Annotated in this window: 17 protein-coding genes; 6 read left to right on the top strand and 11 right to left on the bottom strand. The window is 70.8% G+C overall.

Annotated elements, in window-relative coordinates; all coding sequences use genetic code 11:
• The first annotated feature begins 28 nt into the window (after positions 1-28).
• The 3 genes from ACPXB1_RS00680 to ACPXB1_RS00670 all read left to right on the top strand — a co-directional run bounded on the left by ACPXB1_RS00680 (position 29) and on the right by ACPXB1_RS00670 (position 2,801).
• The gene (locus tag ACPXB1_RS00680; protein ID WP_355630781.1) at positions 29-901 is read left to right on the top strand and encodes an SMP-30/gluconolactonase/LRE family protein; all 873 of its coding nucleotides are present in this window, start codon (positions 29-31) and stop codon (positions 899-901) included.
• A gap of 139 nt (positions 902-1,040) precedes the next feature.
• Complete coding sequence (locus tag ACPXB1_RS00675) at positions 1,041-2,198, top strand: L-dopachrome tautomerase-related protein (protein WP_425734670.1); 1,158 nt, start codon at positions 1,041-1,043, stop codon at positions 2,196-2,198.
• Positions 2,199-2,276: 78 nt separating this feature from the next.
• The gene (locus tag ACPXB1_RS00670) at positions 2,277-2,801 is read left to right on the top strand and encodes a DUF421 domain-containing protein (protein ID WP_355588385.1); all 525 of its coding nucleotides are present in this window, start codon (positions 2,277-2,279) and stop codon (positions 2,799-2,801) included.
• Between the two features lie 56 nt (positions 2,802-2,857).
• Here ACPXB1_RS00670 and ACPXB1_RS00665 read toward each other — a convergent pair whose 3' ends face one another.
• Positions 2,858-3,613 (bottom strand): dienelactone hydrolase family protein, encoded by a 756-nt coding sequence (locus tag ACPXB1_RS00665; RefSeq protein WP_355588383.1) that lies wholly within the window; start codon positions 3,611-3,613, stop codon positions 2,858-2,860.
• Positions 3,614-3,865: 252 nt separating this feature from the next.
• On the opposite strand from ACPXB1_RS00665, the gene ACPXB1_RS00660 reads away from it, so the two are divergent.
• Both ACPXB1_RS00660 and ACPXB1_RS00655 read left to right on the top strand, forming a co-directional pair.
• Positions 3,866-4,276 carry a hypothetical protein gene (locus ACPXB1_RS00660; RefSeq protein WP_355630776.1) on the top strand — a complete coding sequence of 137 codons (411 nt, stop codon included), beginning with the start codon at positions 3,866-3,868 and terminating at the stop codon, positions 4,274-4,276.
• Positions 4,273-4,698 (top strand): SAV_915 family protein, encoded by a 426-nt coding sequence (locus tag ACPXB1_RS00655; protein WP_355630773.1) that lies wholly within the window; start codon positions 4,273-4,275, stop codon positions 4,696-4,698. Before ACPXB1_RS00660 ends, ACPXB1_RS00655 begins: the two co-directional genes overlap by 4 nt.
• Here the strand turns inward: ACPXB1_RS00655 and ACPXB1_RS00650 are convergent.
• The 7 genes from ACPXB1_RS00650 to ACPXB1_RS00620 form a co-directional block, all read right to left on the bottom strand.
• Positions 4,686-5,366, bottom strand: a complete 681-nt coding sequence (locus ACPXB1_RS00650; protein WP_053658977.1) for a response regulator — start codon at positions 5,364-5,366, stop codon at positions 4,686-4,688. The two genes, ACPXB1_RS00655 and ACPXB1_RS00650, sit on opposite strands and share 13 nt — an antisense overlap.
• Positions 5,363-7,912 (bottom strand): sensor histidine kinase, encoded by a 2,550-nt coding sequence (locus tag ACPXB1_RS00645; protein WP_355588375.1) that lies wholly within the window; start codon positions 7,910-7,912, stop codon positions 5,363-5,365. The genes ACPXB1_RS00650 and ACPXB1_RS00645 overlap by 4 nt, the downstream gene beginning before the upstream one ends.
• A gap of 77 nt (positions 7,913-7,989) precedes the next feature.
• Entirely contained in the window at positions 7,990-8,871 is an 882-nt protein-coding gene (locus tag ACPXB1_RS00640) for a potassium-transporting ATPase subunit C (RefSeq protein ID WP_355630770.1), read from the bottom strand.
• Positions 8,871-11,054: a potassium-transporting ATPase subunit KdpB gene (gene kdpB / locus ACPXB1_RS00635; RefSeq protein WP_355630767.1), complete on the bottom strand. Its 2,184-nt coding sequence runs from the start codon at positions 11,052-11,054 to the stop codon at positions 8,871-8,873. Before kdpB ends, ACPXB1_RS00640 begins: the two co-directional genes overlap by 1 nt.
• A gap of 20 nt (positions 11,055-11,074) precedes the next feature.
• Positions 11,075-12,730, bottom strand: coding sequence for a potassium-transporting ATPase subunit KdpA (kdpA, locus tag ACPXB1_RS00630; RefSeq protein WP_425734669.1), 1,656 nt, complete (start codon positions 12,728-12,730; stop codon positions 11,075-11,077).
• On the bottom strand, positions 12,730-12,819 hold the full coding sequence (gene kdpF / locus ACPXB1_RS00625) for a K(+)-transporting ATPase subunit F (protein ID WP_036390805.1): 90 nt from the start codon (positions 12,817-12,819) through the stop codon (positions 12,730-12,732). The genes kdpA and kdpF overlap by 1 nt, the downstream gene beginning before the upstream one ends.
• 423 nt (positions 12,820-13,242) lie before the next feature.
• Positions 13,243-14,283, bottom strand: coding sequence for a TRM11 family SAM-dependent methyltransferase (locus ACPXB1_RS00620; RefSeq protein WP_355630761.1), 1,041 nt, complete (start codon positions 14,281-14,283; stop codon positions 13,243-13,245).
• Between the two features lie 72 nt (positions 14,284-14,355).
• Here ACPXB1_RS00620 and ACPXB1_RS00615 point away from each other — a divergent pair, with 72 nt between their 5' ends.
• Positions 14,356-15,144: a zf-HC2 domain-containing protein gene (locus ACPXB1_RS00615; RefSeq protein ID WP_355630758.1), complete on the top strand. Its 789-nt coding sequence runs from the start codon at positions 14,356-14,358 to the stop codon at positions 15,142-15,144.
• A 6-nt stretch (positions 15,145-15,150) separates the two neighbouring features.
• Here ACPXB1_RS00615 and ACPXB1_RS00610 read toward each other — a convergent pair whose 3' ends face one another.
• The 3 genes from ACPXB1_RS00610 to ACPXB1_RS00600 form a co-directional block, all read right to left on the bottom strand.
• Complete coding sequence (locus tag ACPXB1_RS00610; RefSeq protein ID WP_355630755.1) at positions 15,151-15,771, bottom strand: CGNR zinc finger domain-containing protein; 621 nt, start codon at positions 15,769-15,771, stop codon at positions 15,151-15,153.
• A gap of 7 nt (positions 15,772-15,778) precedes the next feature.
• Entirely contained in the window at positions 15,779-16,627 is an 849-nt protein-coding gene (locus ACPXB1_RS00605) for an MBL fold metallo-hydrolase (RefSeq protein ID WP_355588363.1), read from the bottom strand.
• 77 nt (positions 16,628-16,704) lie between these two features.
• Positions 16,705-17,358 (bottom strand): TetR/AcrR family transcriptional regulator, encoded by a 654-nt coding sequence (locus tag ACPXB1_RS00600; protein ID WP_355588361.1) that lies wholly within the window; start codon positions 17,356-17,358, stop codon positions 16,705-16,707.
• Positions 17,359-17,440: the final 82 nt, after the last annotated feature.

The following is a 17,440-nucleotide window of genomic DNA, read 5'->3' as shown; positions in this document are numbered from 1 at the left end:
GACCGCCGGAGATCGTTGGAGGAGCACGATGGAGCTGACCGAACCGACCGTCTGGGCCCCCGACCGTTTGGAGCTGGGCGAAGGGCTGCGCTGGGTCGATGACCGGCTGGTGCTTGTCGACCTGCTCGCCGGTCGACTGCTGGAGACCGACGGCGACCGCCCCGGCCGGCTGCGGGAGCTGCGCCGCCTGGACGTTCCGCTCGGCGCGGTAGCCCCGCTGACCGGCCGACCCGGCGACTGGCTGGCCGCCGCCGGCACCGGCGTCACGGTGCTGCCCGCCACCGGCGACCCCCTACCCGTCGCCGACCTGGTCGCCGACGCGCCCGAGCCGACCCGGATGAACGACGCGGTCGCCGACCCGCACGGCCGTTTCTGGGCTGGCAGCATGACGTACGCGGGACTGCCCGGCCAGGGCACCCTCTACCTGCTCGCCCCCGGCTCGGCGCCGGAACCCGCTGTGACCGGGCTGAGCATCCCGAACGGCCCGGCCTTCGACGCGGCCGGCACCACCATGTACCTGGCCGACTCGCCGCGCGGCGAGGTCGACCGGTTCACAGTCGACAGGGCCACCGGCGCCCTGCACGGGCGGGAGCCGTTCCTGCGACTCGCCGACTCCGACGGTTCCCCGGACGGGATGACAGTCGACGCGGCAGGCCACCTCTGGGTCGCGCTGTGGGGAGGCTCGGCGGTACGCCGTTACCGACCCGACGGGACGCTGGACCGCCACATCCAGCTCCCCGCCCGCCAGCCGGCCGGCATCTGCCTGGGCGGCCCCGACCTGCGCCGGCTCTTCATCGGGACCGCCAGGCTCGGGCTCACCGAGCCAGGCGCCACGGACGGTGCGCTGCTCGCGGTCGACGTCGAGGTCCCCGGCCTGCCCACCGCGACCGCCACCTGCTGATCCGGCCCCGCCGCTCCGGTGCCGAGCAGCAGGGAAGCGGCCCTTCCTGTTGCCGGCGCCGGTTGAGGGTCGAATGAGGCGGCCACGGCCACGCATACCGGACGCCACGGCGGGAACAGCACCATGCGGGTTCGCGCCGGTGCGAAGCCGGACCGGCAGGGGGCTGGACGATGCGGGCAGCGGGGCGAACGTCGTGAACGGGCCGGTGGGCGACGAGCCGCTCGGCGAGCTGGAGCTGGTGCACACCTTCACCGGCCCGATGCCGACCGGTGTGAGCGTCTCGCACCAGGGCAGGATCTTCGTCAACTTCCCCAAGTGGGGCGACGAGGTGCCGGCCACAGTCGTCGAGCTGCGCGACGGCAGTGAGGTGCCCTACCCCGACCAGCCGTGGAACGACCCGTCCGGCGGCGACGACGCGGGCGCGTTCGTCTCGGTGCAGAGCATCGTGGTGGACCCGGCCGACCGGCTCTGGGTCCTCGACACCGGCAGCCCGATGTTCCAGCCCACGAAGCCCGGAGGGCCGAAGCTCGTCCGAGTCGACCTGGACACCGACACGGTCGCCCAGGTGATCACCTTCCCGCCGGACGTGGCGCTGCCGACGACGTACCTCAACGACGTCCGCTTCGACCTGCGGCGCGGGGAGTCGGGGGTCGCCTACATCACCGACTCGGCGTCCGACGGGCCGAACGGGATCATCGTGGTGGACCTGGCCAGTGGGGCGTCCTGGCGGCGGCTGCACGACCACCCGTCCACCAAGGCGGAGCCGCTGACGACGTTCCGTCCGGTGGTCGAGGGCCGACCGTTCCTCGAACGGCCGGCGGAGGGGCCGCCGAAGCCCGTGACGATGGGCTCCGACGGCATCGCCATTTCGGCCGACGGCACCCGGTTGTACTACTGCCCGCTGGCATCCCGCCGCTGGTACAGCGTGTCCACCGAGGCACTTGCCGACCCGTCGGTCACCCAGGAGGCGGTCGCGGCCACGGTTGTCGACGAGGGCGACAAGGGCACCGCGTCGGACGGGCTGGAATCTGACGACGCGGGTCGTCTCTACCTCACCTCGTACGAGCACAACGCGGTGCTGCGCCGACTGCCCGACGGCGAGTACGAGACCCTGGTCCACGACCCGCGGCTGCTCTGGCCGGACACCATGTCGGTGGCAGTCGACGGCTACCTGTACGTCACCGCCAACCAGTTGCACCGCCAGGCGCAGTACCAGCGTGGGCAGGACCTGCGACGCCGCCCGTACGCGCTGTTCCGCACCCGGATCGACGCCGGCCCGGTGGTGCTGCGCCGCTGACAGGGCTCGCCTCGCGCCGCCGGTCGGTGCGGGCACGGCCGGGAGGCATGGCTGGGCGGCCGGCGGGTAGCCCGTCGGATGGCCGACTGGGGCAAGGTGTTCATCCCGGACACCCCGGTGTTGGAGATCCTGGTACGGGGCAGCGTCATGTACCTCGCCCTGTTCACGCTCCTGCGGGTCATCCTCAAGCGGGAGAGCGGCACCACAGGCGTCACCGACCTGCTTGTGATCGTGCTGCTCGCCGACGCCGCGCAGAACGGCATGTCCGGCGGCTACAACTCGATCACCGACGGGTTGCTGCTGGTCGGGGTGATCATCGGTTGGTCGTACCTGTTGAACGCCGTCGCGTACCGCTGGCAGGCCGCCGCACGGCTGATCCGGCCCAGCTCGCTGGTGCTTGTCCGCGACGGGGAGGTCATGCGGGAGAACATGCGCCGCGAACTGATCACCAACGAGGAGCTGCACACCCTGTTACGCCAGCAGGGCGTCTCCGACCTGGCGGACGTCCGCGAGGTGCGGATGGAGCCCGACGGTCGGTTCAGCGTCACCACCCGTACGCCCGGTCGGCCCCGCAACAGGCGCAACGCGGGCGGCTTCGGCTGACGGCCGGGCGCCGTATGCCCGATGGCGCGGCTGAGGCGCGCAGCCCGCCGCCGGCCTCAGCTGGTCGGCAGGTTGCGGTCCAGCAGGTCGAACAGGGCGACCCAGTGCCGTTCGGTGGCCTGCTCGTCGTACGCCGGTGTGTCGGACATGGTGTATCCGTGGTGGGCGCCCTCGTACAACTCCGAGCGGTAGCGCACACCCGCGGCGTCGAGCGCCTCCTCCAGAGTGGCGATCTGCTCGGGCGTCATCGACTGGTCGTTGTCCGCGTGCCCGAAGTACACCTCGCCGGTGATCGAGCCGACGCCCAGGTGAGGGCTGTCCGGCTCGTCGAGGACGATCCGCCCTGCGTGGAAGCTCGCCGTCGCGACGATCCGGTCCGGATGCGCCTCGATGGCCAGCAGCGCGTTCGTACCGCCCATGCAGTAGCCGGTGATCGCGACGGGGCCGGGGCGGACGTCGTCGCGAGCCGCAAGGAAATCGAGGTACGCGGCGGTGTCCCGGCTGATCACGTCGGCGGTCAGCGCGCGGATCAGCGGGACGACCTTCTCGAAGATCGCGCTGCGCTGGTCGGCGTCGCCGATTCGGGACAGGTCGACAAGTGGTGCCCGGCCAGCCCGGTAGAGCAGGTTGGGCGTCAGCACCAGGTAGCCGCGGGCGGCGATCCGTTCCGCCATCTCCACGAGGCGCGGGCGCGGGCCGAAGGCGTCCATGAAGAGCAGCACCGCCGGGAACGGGCCGTCCCCGTCCGGCCGGGTCAGAGAGGCGTCCGCCACTCCGTCGCTTGTCGGGATGTCCACCGTCGTCGTCTGCACCGGGCCTCCTCGTAATCCGATCTTGGTCCGTCCGAAACGGTACTCGCCTGGACGGCGTGCCCGACACCGGTCCGCCAGCCAGTGGCGCCGGTCCCTCCAGCTTTGCCGCCACGCGGCTCCGGACCGTCTCCAGGCGGCTCAGTTTCCTGCACACGGTCGGGCGCGTGAACAGCGCGTCAAGAACTGACGATGACCCGTCGAAACCGCGTATCGACGGGCCCGTCTTCACCGCCCGGTGGTGACGATGGGTTCATGAGTCCTTGGCGGATGACGCGCTGGGAACGGGGGCACCCGCTGCCGGTCACTGACCCGGACAACGGCCCGGCCGAGCCCTCCACGGGTGCGGGCGAGCCGGATCGCCGGCACGAGGCGCTTGTGAGCGTCCGGCTCGGCCCGTCCGCGCCCGGCAGTCACCTTGTGGAGTACCTGCGGCACGAGCCCTGCGCCGTCGCCGCGTGGTGGATCGCCGCCGACGTCGACGCCGTGGTGCGGCTCTCCGCCGACAGCATGACAGTGCTGCACCGCGCCGTGGCCGACCTGCGTCGCCGTGCCGGGGTGGAGGTCGCGGTGGCGCACTACATCCTCCGCGCGCTCGACCTGACCGATCCGGCGGACCCGCGTACGGCGAAGGACAGCCCGGCCTGGGCGGTGCCCGCCGCATGAGCCTCCCCACCGTGGCCCGCCGGAAATCGGCGGGCGTCTACCGGCGTGGGATCGACAGAGAGGACCAACCGACGATGGACGAGGCAGCGACAAGGTACGCCGTTCCGGTGCGCAATCTGCCGGGACGGCAGGTACGGACGGTGCGGACCGGCCGTTCACCGCAGGGGCAGCGGGTGGGGATCGCCTTCACCCGGGTCGACCTGCTGGTGGCCGCAATGGGCGCGGACCAGCCGTGGGAGGAACTCTGCGAGTCGGCGTTGCGGGCAATGCTGCGCCCGCTCGGCATCGACCGGATTCAGGTCGACCCGCTGTTGGTGGCGCCACCGCTCGCCGAGAGTGTCGGCGACCTGGCGGCACCGACAGCGCCGGTCCGGATGCCGGCCCTGGCGGGCACCGGAGGCGGGCCGGGTCAGGGGCGGTAGCGATAGCCCATTCCCGGCTCCGTGATGAGGTGCCGGGGGCGGGCCGGGTCGTCCTCCAGCTTGCGCCGCAACTGGGCCAGGTACTGCCGCAGGTAGTTGGTCTCGTTCTGGTACTCCGGCCCCCACACCTCCTGGAGGAGCTGCCGCTGGCTGACAAGCTTGCCGGGGTGCCGCACCAGCTTCTCCAGCACGCTCCACTGGGTGGGTGTCAGCTTGACCTCGGTGCCGTCGTCCCGTCGTACGCTGCGGTCGGCCAGGTCGACCGTGTGCTGGCCGATCCGCAGTGCCGGCACCGCCTCGCTTGACGTACCCAGCCGTCGGGTGACCGCGCGGATGCGGGCCAGCAGTTCCTCCACCCCGAACGGCTTGGTGACGTAGTCGTCGGCACCGGCGTCGAGCGCCGCCACCTTGTCCTCGCTGCCGGCCCGGCCGGAGAGCACGATGATCGGCACGGCCGTCCATCCGCGCAGCCCTCGGATCACCTCCACCCCGTCGATGTCGGGCAGGCCGAGGTCCAGCACCACAAGGTCCGGCGGATGGGTGGCGGCGGCCTTCAACGCGGCCGCGCCGGTGCCGGCGACGTCCACGTCGTACCGGCGGGCGCGCAGGTTGATCCGCAGGGCACGCAGGATCTGCGGTTCGTCGTCGACGACCAGGATGCGCGTCATTCCTGCGGCCCCTCCGAGCTGGACTGCGCGGCGGGCAGCCGCAGCACCAGGGTGAGCCCACCACCGGGGGTGGTCTCCGGGATGATGCTGCCACCCATCGCCTCGACAAGCCCCCGGGACAGGGCGAGACCGAGACCGACACCGGTCTGGTTGTCCCTGTCGCCGAGGCGTTGGAACGGCAGGAAGACGTTCTCCCACTGGTCCTCCGGGATGCCCGGCCCCCGGTCGATCACCCGCAGCTCCACCTGCCCGGCGTGCGCGCTCGCGGTGATCGTGGGTGGCTTGTCGGGCGGGCTGTAGCGCAGCGCGTTGGCGACGATGTTGACGAGCACCCGTTCCAGCAGGCCCGGGTCGGCGGTGGCCGCCGGCAGGTCGGCCGGGATGTCCGTGGCGACTGTCGCGGCCGCCGGGCCAAGTTCGTCCAACGCCAGAGGTACGGCGTCCTCCAGGCCGATCGCGGTCGCGGTGATGCCGAGGACGCCGGCCTGGAGTCGACTCATGTCCAGGAGGTTGGCGACCAGCCGGGCGAGGCGGTCCAGTGACTCCTCTGCGGTCTCCAGCAACTCCTCTCGGTCGGACTCGTCGAACTCGATGTCGTGGCTGCGCAGACTGGTGACTGCCGCCTTCGCCGACGCCAGCGGCGTACGCAGGTCGTGGCTGACCGCGGCGAGCAGCGCGGTGCGCATGCGGTCGGCAGCGGCGAGGGGTTTGGCGGTGGCTGCCTCCTCGGCGAGCCGTTCCTGGCGCAGCGCGACGGCTGCCTGGGCGGCGAACGCCTCGACGATCCGCCGGTCGGCGGCCTCCAGTCGGCGTCCGCTGAGCACGACTGTGATCCGGTCGTCGACCGGTACCGCCGTCTCACCGCCGTCGGGTGTGCCGGCCGGCTGGTCGCCGACGCTGGCCACGACACACCAGGCGTGCTCCTCGCGGGACCTGTCCGGACGGCCGCTGGCCTCCTCGGCCAACTCCAGCACGCTCACCGCGCGCAGCCCGAAGGTTTCCCGGAGCTGGTCCAGCAGGGCGGGCAGCGGGCGTTCGCCGCGCAGGACGCCACCCGCCACGGCGGCGAGGGTCTGCGCGTCGGCGGCGGCGCGGGCGGCCTCCCGGGTACGCCGGGCGGCAACGTCGACGACCCAGCTCACCGCCAACGCCACGCCGACGAAGACGGCCAGGGCGAGCAGGTTGTCCGCCTCGGCGATCGTCAACGTGCGGAACGGCGGGGTGAAGAACCAGTTGAGCAGCAGCGAGCCGCCCAGCGCGGCGACAAGCGCCGGCCACACTCCACCAACAAGCGCGACCCCGACGACCCCGGCGAGGAACAGCAGGATGTCGTTTGTGAGCGTCAGGTCGGGCAGCGTCCTCAACAGCAGGGTGAGCAGCGGCATGCCCAGCGCGGCCAGGACGAAGCCGAGCAGCCTCCGGCGTCGCGACAGCGCGGCCGGCACCGCTGCCGCCCGACGGCCCTTGCCTGCCTGTTTGTGGGTGACAAGGTGCACGTCGATCGAGCCGGAGAGCGCGGTGGTGGTCACCCCGACGCCCCGGGCGAAGATCTGCGCGAGGCGTCCCCGCCGGCTGGCGCCGAGCACCAGTTGGGTGGCGTTCACGCCCTGGGCGAAGTCCAGCAGCGCGGCCGGCACGTCGGTGCCGAGCACCTGGTGGTAGGTGCCGCCGAGGCTCTCCACGAGCACCCGCTGGCGGGCGAGCTGGGCCGGGTCCGCGCCGGCCAGGCCGTCGCTGCGGGCGACGTGCACGGCGAGCAGGTCGGCGCCCTTGCTGCGGGCGGCGACACGGGCGGCACGGCGGATCAGCGTCTCGCCCTCCGGGCCTCCGGTCAGCGCCACCACGACGCGTTCCCGGGCCTCCCAGGTCGCGGCGATGCCCTGCTGGCTGCGGTACACCTCGAGCTGCTCGTCGACCTTGTCGGCCAGCCAGAGCAGCGCCAGTTCGCGCAGCGCGGTGAGGTTGCCGACCCGGAAGTAGTTGCCGAGCGCGGCGTCGATCTTGTCAGGGCGGTAGATGTTGCCGTGCGCCATCCGGCGGCGCAGCGCCTCGGGTGTCATGTCGACAAGCTCGACCTGCTCGGCGGCGCGGACGATCTCGTCCGGCACCGTCTCCCGCTGGGTCGTGCCGGTGATCTGCGCGACGACGTCGTTCACCGACTCCAGGTGCTGCACGTTGACCGTGGACAGCACGTCGATCCCCGCGTCGAGCAGTTCCTGGACGTCCTGCCAGCGCTTGTCGTGCCGCGAGCCGGGCACGTTCGTGTGTGCCAGCTCGTCGACCACAGCGATCTCCGGCCGGCGGGCCAGCACCGCGTCCAAGTCCATCTCGGTGAACTCGGCGCCCCGGTAGGTCATCGTGCGGCGGGGCACCTGCTCCAGGTCACCGACCATGGCGGCGGTCTGCTGCCGGCCGTGGGTCTCCACGAAGCCGATCACCACGTCGGTGCCGCGCGCGGCTCGCCGCTGGGCCTCCTCCAACATGGCGTACGTCTTTCCGACGCCCGGGGCGGCTCCGAGGTAGATGCGCAGTTCTCCGCGTGGCACGGGAACCATCCTCTCCGATCAGAAGGAAGGGCCCCTTCTTAACGCGAGGCGTTAAGAAGGGGCCCTTCCTTACGCGTTCAGCGAGCGGGGTACTGCTTGTCGAGCGCGATGTTGAGTTCCAGCACGTTGACCCCCGGCTCGCCCATGAAGCCGAGCCCTCGTCCGGTGGTGTGCTCGTCCACCAGCTTGCGGACGGCCGCCGGGTCCGCGCCGCGTTCCCGCGCCACCCGGTTCACCTGCAATTCGGCGTACGCCGGGCTGATCTGGGGGTCGAGGCCGCTGCCGCTGGCGGTGACCGCGTCGGCGGGCACTGCCGGCTCGGCGGGGGCGTCGCCGCGGATCGGGGTGATCAGCCCGCCGGCGGCCACGTAGTCCTCGCCGGGCTGGGCCAGCTCCACAGGCACCCCCTGGTACGAGGACACGAACGGCGTGGCCGGGGCAGCCTGGTTGACGCTGACCACCCGGGTGACCGGGCCGGTCAGACCGTCGGCGCGGAAGACAGCGAGCACCGCGCCGACCCCGTCGTCGGTGCAGAAGGGGCGGCTGCCGTCGACGCCATTCAGCTCGCCGACCGACCTGCTGCGCCCGCAGACCTGGGTGAGCAGGCTTTCGCTGGACTCCTCCGGGTCGGTGGCCAGGGTGTCGACAACGCTCTCCGGGCCGAGGTTGCTGGCAGCTGTGGAGGTCGGGTCGTAGCCGTCTCCGGCGGCCGACGGACGGGACTGGAAGTAGCGGCCGATGGGGTTGCCGTCGGCGTCGGTGAAGGACTGGCCGATAAGCGAGCTGCCGATCGTCGTCGGGCCCGAGGTGATCAGCGAGCCGTCGGCCTTGTGGTTGAGGCCGGGCAGCTGACCGACCGCTACCAGGGCCAGCGGGTAGACCAGCCCGAGCAGCACCGTGAACACGAGCACGGCGCGCAGGGCGGCGAGGTGTTGGGCGATCCAGGTGGGTAGGCGCATCACGAAATCCCCGGGATGAACTGGATGAGCAGGTCGATGAGCTTGATCCCGATGAACGGCACGACGATGCCGCCCAGGCCGTACACCAGCAGGTTGCGGCTGAGCAGCTTCGACGCGGCGGCCGGCCGGTACCGCACGCCGCGCAGGGCGAGCGGGATCAGCGCGATGATCACCAGGGCGTTGAAGATGACAGCGGACAGGATCGCCGACTCCGGGCTGGCCAGCCGCATGATGTTCAGCGCGTCCAGGCTCGGGTAGAGGCCGGCGAACATGGCCGGGATGATCGCGAAGTACTTCGCGATGTCGTTGGAGATGCTGAACGTCGTCAGCGCACCGCGCGTGATCAGCAACTGCTTGCCGATCTCCACGATCTCGATGAGCTTTGTCGGGTCGGAGTCGAGGTCGACCATGTTGCCGGCCTCCTTGGCGGCCGACGTACCGGTGTTCATCGCCACCCCGACGTCGGCCTGGGCGAGCGCCGGTGCGTCGTTGGTGCCGTCACCGGTCATGGCGACCAGCCGGCCACCCTCCTGCTCCCGCTTGATCAGCGCGAGTTTGTCCTCCGGTGTCGCCTCGGCCAGGAAGTCGTCCACCCCGGCCTCGTCGGCGATTGCCTTCGCGGTACGCGGGTTGTCACCGGTGATCATCACCGTGCGGATGCCCATGCGGCGCATCTCGTCGAACCGCTCCCGCATGCCGGCTTTCACGACGTCCTTGAGGTGGATGACGCCCAGCGCGCGGGCGGGCTCACCGTCGACGTGCTCGGCGACCACGAGCGGGGTGCCGCCGGTGCTGCTGATCGCGTCCACGATCTCGCCGACCTGCTCGGTCGGGTGGCCGCCGTTCTCCCGTACCCACTTCATCACCGCGGCGGCGGCGCCCTTGCGGACCCGGCGGGCAGTGCCCACCGCCCCCCCGTCCACGCTGCCGTCCGGGGTCAGGTCGACGCCGCTCATCCGGGTCTGCGCGGTGAACGGCACGAAGGTGGCGTGCGGCATCACGCCGGCCTCGCGCTCGCGCAGCCCGAACTCGTTCTTTGCCAGCACTACCACCGAGCGCCCCTCCGGGGTCTCGTCGGCCAGGCTGGACAGCTGGGCGGCGTCGGCCATCGCCTCGACGGCGACCCCTTCGACGGGTACGAACTCGGCGGCCTGCCGATTGCCGAGCGTGATGGTGCCGGTCTTGTCCAGCAGCAGGGTGTTGACGTCGCCGGCCGCCTCGACGGCCCGGCCGCTCATGGCCAGGACGTTGCGCTGCACGAGCCGGTCCATGCCGGCGATGCCGATGGCCGAGAGCAGCGCGCCGATGGTGGTCGGGATGAGGCAGACGAGCAGCGAGATGAGCACGATCCCGGTGACGCCGGAGTCGGTGATCGCCCCGCTGTCCGGTGCCGCCGCCTGGTACGCCTTGGAGAAGATGGCCAGTGGCTGGAGGGTGACAACTGCCAGCAGGAAGATGATCGTGAGCGCGGAGAGCAGGATGTTCAGCGCGATCTCGTTGGGTGTCTTCTGCCTGTTGGCGCCCTCGACCAGGGCGATCATCCGGTCGATGAAGCTCTCCCCCGGCTTCTGGGTGATCTTCACGATGATCTGGTCGGAGAGCACCCTGGTGCCGCCGGTGACAGCGCTGCGGTCACCGCCGGACTCGCGGATGACCGGAGCCGACTCGCCGGTGATTGCCGACTCGTCGACGCTGGCGATGCCCTCCACGATGTCGCCGTCGCCGGGGATGATGCCGCCCGCCTCGACGAGTACGACGTCGCCCTGACGCAACTCCGGGGCTGCGACTGCCTCGTCGGTGTAGCTGTTGGCCCGCGCGCCGGGCTTCCAGCCGACCAGACGGGTGGCGATGGTGTCCTTCTTGGCCTGCCGCAAGGTTGCGGCCTGCGCCTTGCCCCGCCCCTCGGCGACGGCCTCGGCCAGGTTGGCGAAGAGCACTGTCAGCCAGAGCCAGACGGTGATCGCCCAGGCGAACACCGACGGGTCGGTCACCGCCAGGACCGTGGTGAAGGCCGCGCCGACCTCGACGATCAGCATCACCGGGTTGCGCCACATGGTGGCCGGGTTCAGCTTGCGTACGGCGTCCGGCAGGGACCGGATGAGCTGCTGGGGGTCGAGCAGGCCTCCGCCGACCCGCTTGCCCTGGTCGGCTGCGGTGGCGAGCTGCCCGGATGTCACGGACATGTCCTCGTTCCTCATGATGGTCAGAGCCCTTCTGCCAGCGGGCCAAGCGCGAGCGCGGGCAGGAAGGTCAGCGCGACGAGGACGACTGTGACGCCGACGACCATCCCGACGAACAGCGGACGGTGGGTCGGCAGGGTGCCCTCGGACGCGGGGGTGGGTGCCTGGCGGGCCAGCGAGCCGGCGAGCGCGAGCACGAAGATGATCGGCAGGAATCGGCCCAGCAGCATGCACAACCCGAGCGCGGTGTCCCACCAGGTGGTGTTGACAGTGATGCCGCCGAAGGCGGAGCCGTTGTTGTTGCTGGCCGAGGTGAACGCGTAGAGCACCTCGGAGAGTCCGTGCGGGCCGACGTTCAGCGCTGTCGAGTTGTTGCCTGTGGCGAACGCCGCCGCCGTGCCGACGAGCACCAGGATCGGCGTGATCAGGAAGTACAGCGAGGCGAACTTGATTTCCCGTGAGCCGATCTTCTTGCCCAGGTACTCAGGCGTGCGACCCACCATCAGGCCGGCCACGAAGACCGTGATCACCGCGAGGATGAGCAGGCCGTACAGGCCGGAACCGGTGCCGCCCGGCGCTACCTCGCCGAGCATCATGTTGACCATCGGCATCATGCCGCCGAGCGATGTGAACGAGTCGTGGAACGAGTTCACAGCGCCGGTCGAGGTGAGCGTGGTGGCGGCGGCGAAGGTCGCCGAGTTCGAGACGTCGAACCGGACCTCCTTGCCCTCCAGCGCCGCGCCGACGGCCTGCGGAACGGTGCCCTGACCGGCCAGCTCGAACATGTTGGTGAGGGCGACGCTCGCGACCGCGAGAATGCCCATCACCGCGGCGATCGCGTAGCCCTGCCGGTTCTGCCCGACCATCCGGCCGAACACCCGGGGCAGGCTGAACGGGATCAGCAGGATCAGGAAGATCTCAAGCCAGTTCGTCCACGAGGTGGGGTTCTCGAACGGGTGGGCGCTGTTGGCGTTGTAGAAGCCGCCGCCGTTGGTGCCCAACTCCTTGATCACTTCCTGGCTGGCGACCGGCCCACCGGTGATGGTCTGGGAGCCGCCGGTGAGCGTCGTGACGTCGGTGCCGCCGGACAGGTTCTGCACCGCCCCGCCGATCATCAGCGCGATGGCGCCGAGCACCGCGATCGGCAGCAGGATCCGCAGCACGATCCGGGTCAGGTCGACCCAGAAGTTGCCGAGCTGCCCGGTGCGGCTGCGGGCGAACCCGCGTATCAGCGCGACCGCCACCGCGATGCCGACCGCCGCCGAGACGAAGTTCTGCACCGCCAGGCCGGCCATCTGCACGAGGTGGCCCATTGTCGACTCACCCGAGTACGACTGCCAGTTGGTGTTCGTCACGAACGACACGGCCGTGTTCCACGCGCCGTGCGGCACCACCGCGTCGAAGCCCAGTGACAGCCACAGGTGGTTCTGCACCCGCTGGAACAGGTACAGGAACAGCAGCGAGATGCCGGAGAACGCCAGCACGCTGCGGGCGTACACGCCCCAGGTCTGCTCGGAGGCCGGGTTGACCCCGACCAGTCGGTAGATCCCCCGCTCAACCCGGGATTGTTTGGTGCCGGCGACCGCCCGGAACATGTAGTCGCCGAACGGCTTGTAGACGGCGACGATGGCCGCCACAAGCGTCAACACGAAGATGACGCCCGCTGTTGTCATGGTCATCAGAAGCGCTCCGGGAACAACAGGGCGAACACCAGGAACGCGCCCAGGACGATCGCGAGCACCAGGCCGACGGCGTTTACCGCGTTCACAGCTTCTCCACCGCCCGGATCACCAGGGCGAGCGCTGCGAACAGCGCCACCGTCAGGACCACGAACACCACGTCAGACACGCTGACTCCCTCAGACCGGCTAGGTTCGCGCGACCGCCTTCCGGTCGCGCGGGGCAATCAAAGCCCCGCTACGCGCCGGTCGGCAGAGGTCGTGACGCGACAAATACGGCGGCGAACCGTTTCTTGACGCGGTTTTCACACCCGTGCCTGAACAGGTGAAATGCGGCACAGAGCAGGCTGAGGCTGGTTGTTGTTCGCCCTTTGCTCTGCTTCAACGGACGCAACACGGAGGCGCTGTCACCGTTGCGCTGGTTGAAGCAGAGCAAAGGACACAACGGAAGTGACCGCGAGCGACCCGGCTGGGTGGCTCGCGCGGCGTGGTGCAGGCGGAGGCGGGGGCCGGTCAGGCCGGGCGGCGGGCCACAAGCACGTCACGCATGATCGACTGATCCACCCGGTGCCGCAGCGCGCGGTAGGGCTCCGCGTCGACAACGCTCAGGCCGGCGTCGGAAAGTGCCGCCGCCGCGTCGTCCCGGCTGGCCACGTGGGTATTCCAGGAGATGCCGAGCGCGCCGCCGGGCCGCAGCAGCCGTGCCCAGACCGGCGCGGCGTCCGCGAGCAGCCTCAGCGGATCACGGGTCAACCCATGATCGGCGGTACGACTGCCGTGCTGCACGCCGTACGGGGCGTCCGCCACGATCAGGTCGACGGTCTCCGGCCGGAAGAACTCCCCCGACCTGGTGGTGTCCGCGTTCACCACGTCCAGCAGTTGCGTGCGACCGGCCTTGTGCTCCTCACGGGTCGGTGCCAGCTCGATCCGCACCCGACGGCCGACAACCTTGCGCTCCCGCCGTACCGGACCCGACTCAAGCACCCGGTGCTTGATCCGCTTCTGCTTCAGCCAGGTGGTGATGAACGCCCGGTACGCCTCGACGTCCTTCTGGTCGCGCTCCACCCCGGCGGCGTCGAAGCCGTACATCAGCGCCTGGTTGAGGGTGGTGCCCCGACCGCACAGCGGGTCGAGCACCCGGAACCGCCGGTCGGTCAGCTCGCCGGCCCAGTCCGAGGCGAGCAGTGTGACGTTGAGCAGCAGCTTGGTGAACTGCTCGTTGGTCTTGCCCGGGTACTTCTGGATGGTGAGCAGGTCGTCGTCGTAGCGGTCCAGCCTGGTCCACTCGACCGGGCGCAGCAGGTCGCCGACGATCTCGAACAGCGCGTACCCGGCGGAGAGATTGCCCAGGACGGCGAAGTCACGCTCGGTCAGCCCGTCGCCGGCGAACGTCACGTAGGACGCCCCACCGACGACCTCGGTGTCCAACTCACCGATCCGACCGTCGAGCGCCGAGCGGCCGAAGATCTCCAGCTCGGCTTGGGTGAGGTCGACGGCGGAGCGGGCGTACACCCGGTTGGTGGCGGGCAGGATCAGCAGGCCGTAGCGCGTCATGGTCCGGCGAGTATTCCACAACGGGTGACGGTCGCCGGGAACCGGAGCGACCGCCGGAGCGACTACCGGTACATGGGGTGTGAGCAGTGGCGGGAGGTCCTGTCCGCGCAGCTGGACGGGGAGGAGACCGCCGACGAACGGGCGGCGGCGCAGGTGCACCTCGACGAGTGCGCCGATTGCCGGGCCTGGTTCACGGCGGCGGCTGCGGTGACCCGTCGGGTTCGTACCCGTTTGGTCACCGACGTTCCCGACCGGGCCGCCGCGATCCTGGCCGCCGCCGCGGCGACCCCGCCGCCCCGGCAGTCGTGGTGGCGACGCCTGGCCGGGCGCGGACCCCTGGTCGCCGGGCTGCGCGCGGCGCTCGGCCTGCTCGGCGCGGTGCAGTTGGTGCTCGGCCTGGCCCAGGTGGGTAGGGGCGCGGCCACTGACCACCTGCACCCCACCGGCCAGCACCTGTGGCACGAGTCGGCCGCCTGGAACGTCGCGGTGGGTGCCGGCTTCCTCTTCGTGGCGGTACGCCGCACCCCGCCGGCCGGGCTGCTGCCGATGCTCAGCGCGTTCGTCGGCACGCTGCTGCTGCTCTCGGTGAACGACCTGGCCACCGGCTCGGTGGACGGGCAGCGGCTGGTCAGCCACGGTTTCCTGGTGGTCGGCTATCTGATCACCGTGCTGCTGTCCCGCCCCGGGCTGCGCCCCGGTGGGCCCTCGCCGCAGCGGCAGCAGGCACCGTCACGCTGGCGGTTCCGCCCCGAAGAGGTGGACCGGCCGCTGCGGGTGGTCAACTCCGGGGCGTACCCCGCGCAGGCCGCCGACCGGCACGCGGCACCGGCGGCACGGACCGGCGACCGACGGGCCGCCTGAGCCTGCTCAGCCCGCCTGTCGCCGGCGTGCCCGGTGGGCGCGCAGGTTCGCCGGAAGGCCGCAGACGCGGACGGAGTGCCAGACCCCGCTGTTGTTGCGGGAACGGTCGTAGAACGCCACCTGGCACCGGGGGTTGCGGCAGGTCTTGATGCGCCTGCCGACGTCGGTGAGTTGCGCCGCGTACAACTCCGCCAGGACGAGGGAGACAAGCAACTCGACCCCTGTCCCGGCGGGATCGAGGTGGACCGAGCCGTCCCCGTCCAGCAGAAGCGTGGCACCTGTCGCACGAGCGGCCGGCACCGGCTCGGGCGGCCCGGATTCCGGTGTGGCGTGCAGCCTGGCGTCGATCCCGTACCGCAGCTCGTCGCGGAAGGTTCGCAGCGCCCGCAGGTCCGCCGGGTCGAGCGTCACGTCGGGTGCCGGCCGCCCGGTGGCCGTCGACCACCGGGCGCAGACATCGTGCGCCCACTGCGTGGCGCTGTCGAGATCGCCGAGGAGATCCGGCTGGCGTGGGGCTCCGGCCGGGAGCGTGTTGAGTAGGTCCTGGACGAGCCCGAGGCCGCCCGGTGCGGGGTCGAGGCCGTATCTCGCGGTGGCGGGCCACGGCGGAGGGGACACCGACGGCATTGTCACATCACTTTCCGATCAGGCCGAGCGCCCCGTACCACAGCGGGCCCGGGTTCACCCAGTCCGGATAGAGCTCCATCATCGCGTCGAAGAACTCGATGGCTGTGGACTTCTCAGCCAACAGCCGCTCCACGTTCAGCAGGTACCTGCGGGTCTCGTCGATGCTCGACGGGTCATCGGGGAGGCTGCGGTTCTTGTGGCTGGCGACCACTGCCCGGGGCGCGAGGGCCTCGACGCGGTCGAGGGCCTTGAGCCACTCCCTCAGACCACCGTTGACGGTTTCCAGCAGGTACTGGTGGACCCCGTTGTAGACGACGTCGCCGGCCACCACGAGGCCGATCGACGGCACGTGCAGGACTGTGGTCTGGTCGCCGTCGGTGTGCCCGGTCTCGACCGGCTGGGCGACGTTTCCTTCGAGCAGGATTCCGCCGGGCGGCACCGGAATGGCGTCGACGGGCGACTCCGGGATCAGCCCGGGGAAGACCTTGTCGAACACCTCTTGGCGCCCGACGGTGGCCTGCTGGTGCATGACCTCGATGGTGCCGGGCGTCGCGTAGGTGACGGCGTCGGGGAAGCGCTTGACCAGCTCAGGGGCACCGAACCAGTGGTCACCGTGCCCGTGGGTGGCGTAGATGGCCGTCAGCCGCTTGCCCGACCGCTCGATCCAGTCGCCCGCCGTCGCGATCTGCTCATGGGTGAACGGCGGGTCCACCAGCAGCGCCTCCTCGGCTCCCGAGATCAGGGTGGTGGCTGTCGGATTGAAGTGGATGGGCGAGCCGTCCGGCATGCGCTGGTCTCCGGCCCGGATCGGGCCATCCAGGACCAGTACCTCGTAGGACAGGGCGGATGGGGACATGTCTCCTCCTCGGCGACGCGGGTCGCGACCGTCGGCGCACGTCCACCGACGAAATAAGCGTAAGTCGTATGCCTATTTCAGTCCGGCGTTTGCCGAGTCTCCTGCCTCACACCTCCAGCGATGACCTGCGGGATGACCTGCTCCACGATCGTCAGCAGCGTGGTGGTGAGCAGCAGGTGCACCTGAGGGCGGGTCAGCGCGCCGCGCTGGAGCCACTCCCGGGCGGTCGAGGTCGCCAGGCCGCAGTACGCCCGGACCATCCCGCGTAACTCCTCGTGGTGCTCCGCCTCGTCGGCAAGCCCGACGGCGACGAGCATCCGGTCCGCGGCGACCTCCTCGGCCTCGGCGAGCACCCGCTCCACGTCGGCGTCGCCACCCATGCCCCGCGCCGTGACGGCGGCCAGCCAGGATGTGCTGTGCCGTGACACCACGTCGAGGAACCAGGTGACGCTGGCGTCGATCCGAGTGCGCAGGTCGCCCTTGGGCAGTCGTTCCACGGCGACCTCGGGGATGGTCACCATGACCCGGACGACCTCCAGGTAGAGGTCCTTCTTGGCGCCGAAGTAGTGGTTGACAAGCCCTCTGGCGACGCCTGCCTCGCGGGCGATGTCGGTGGTCGACACGTCCGCGTACGGGCGCTCGCCGAACAGCCGGACCGCGCAGGCCAGGATCTGCCCGCGTCGGGCGTCCGGCTCCAGACGGCGGCGGCGCGGAGCCGTCTCGACACTCATCTGCCCGACCTTATCGGCAGCTCACGACGTCGGCCCGGGGCGTCGACCGCCGCGCCGCCTTGATCGACTCGCCTTCCCTGAC

The sequence above is a fragment of the Micromonospora sp. DT68 genome, assembly GCF_049847245.1.
Lineage (GTDB): Bacteria > Actinomycetota > Actinomycetes > Mycobacteriales > Micromonosporaceae > Micromonospora > Micromonospora profundi.
This window is presented reverse-complemented; position numbering and strand designations above follow the sequence as displayed.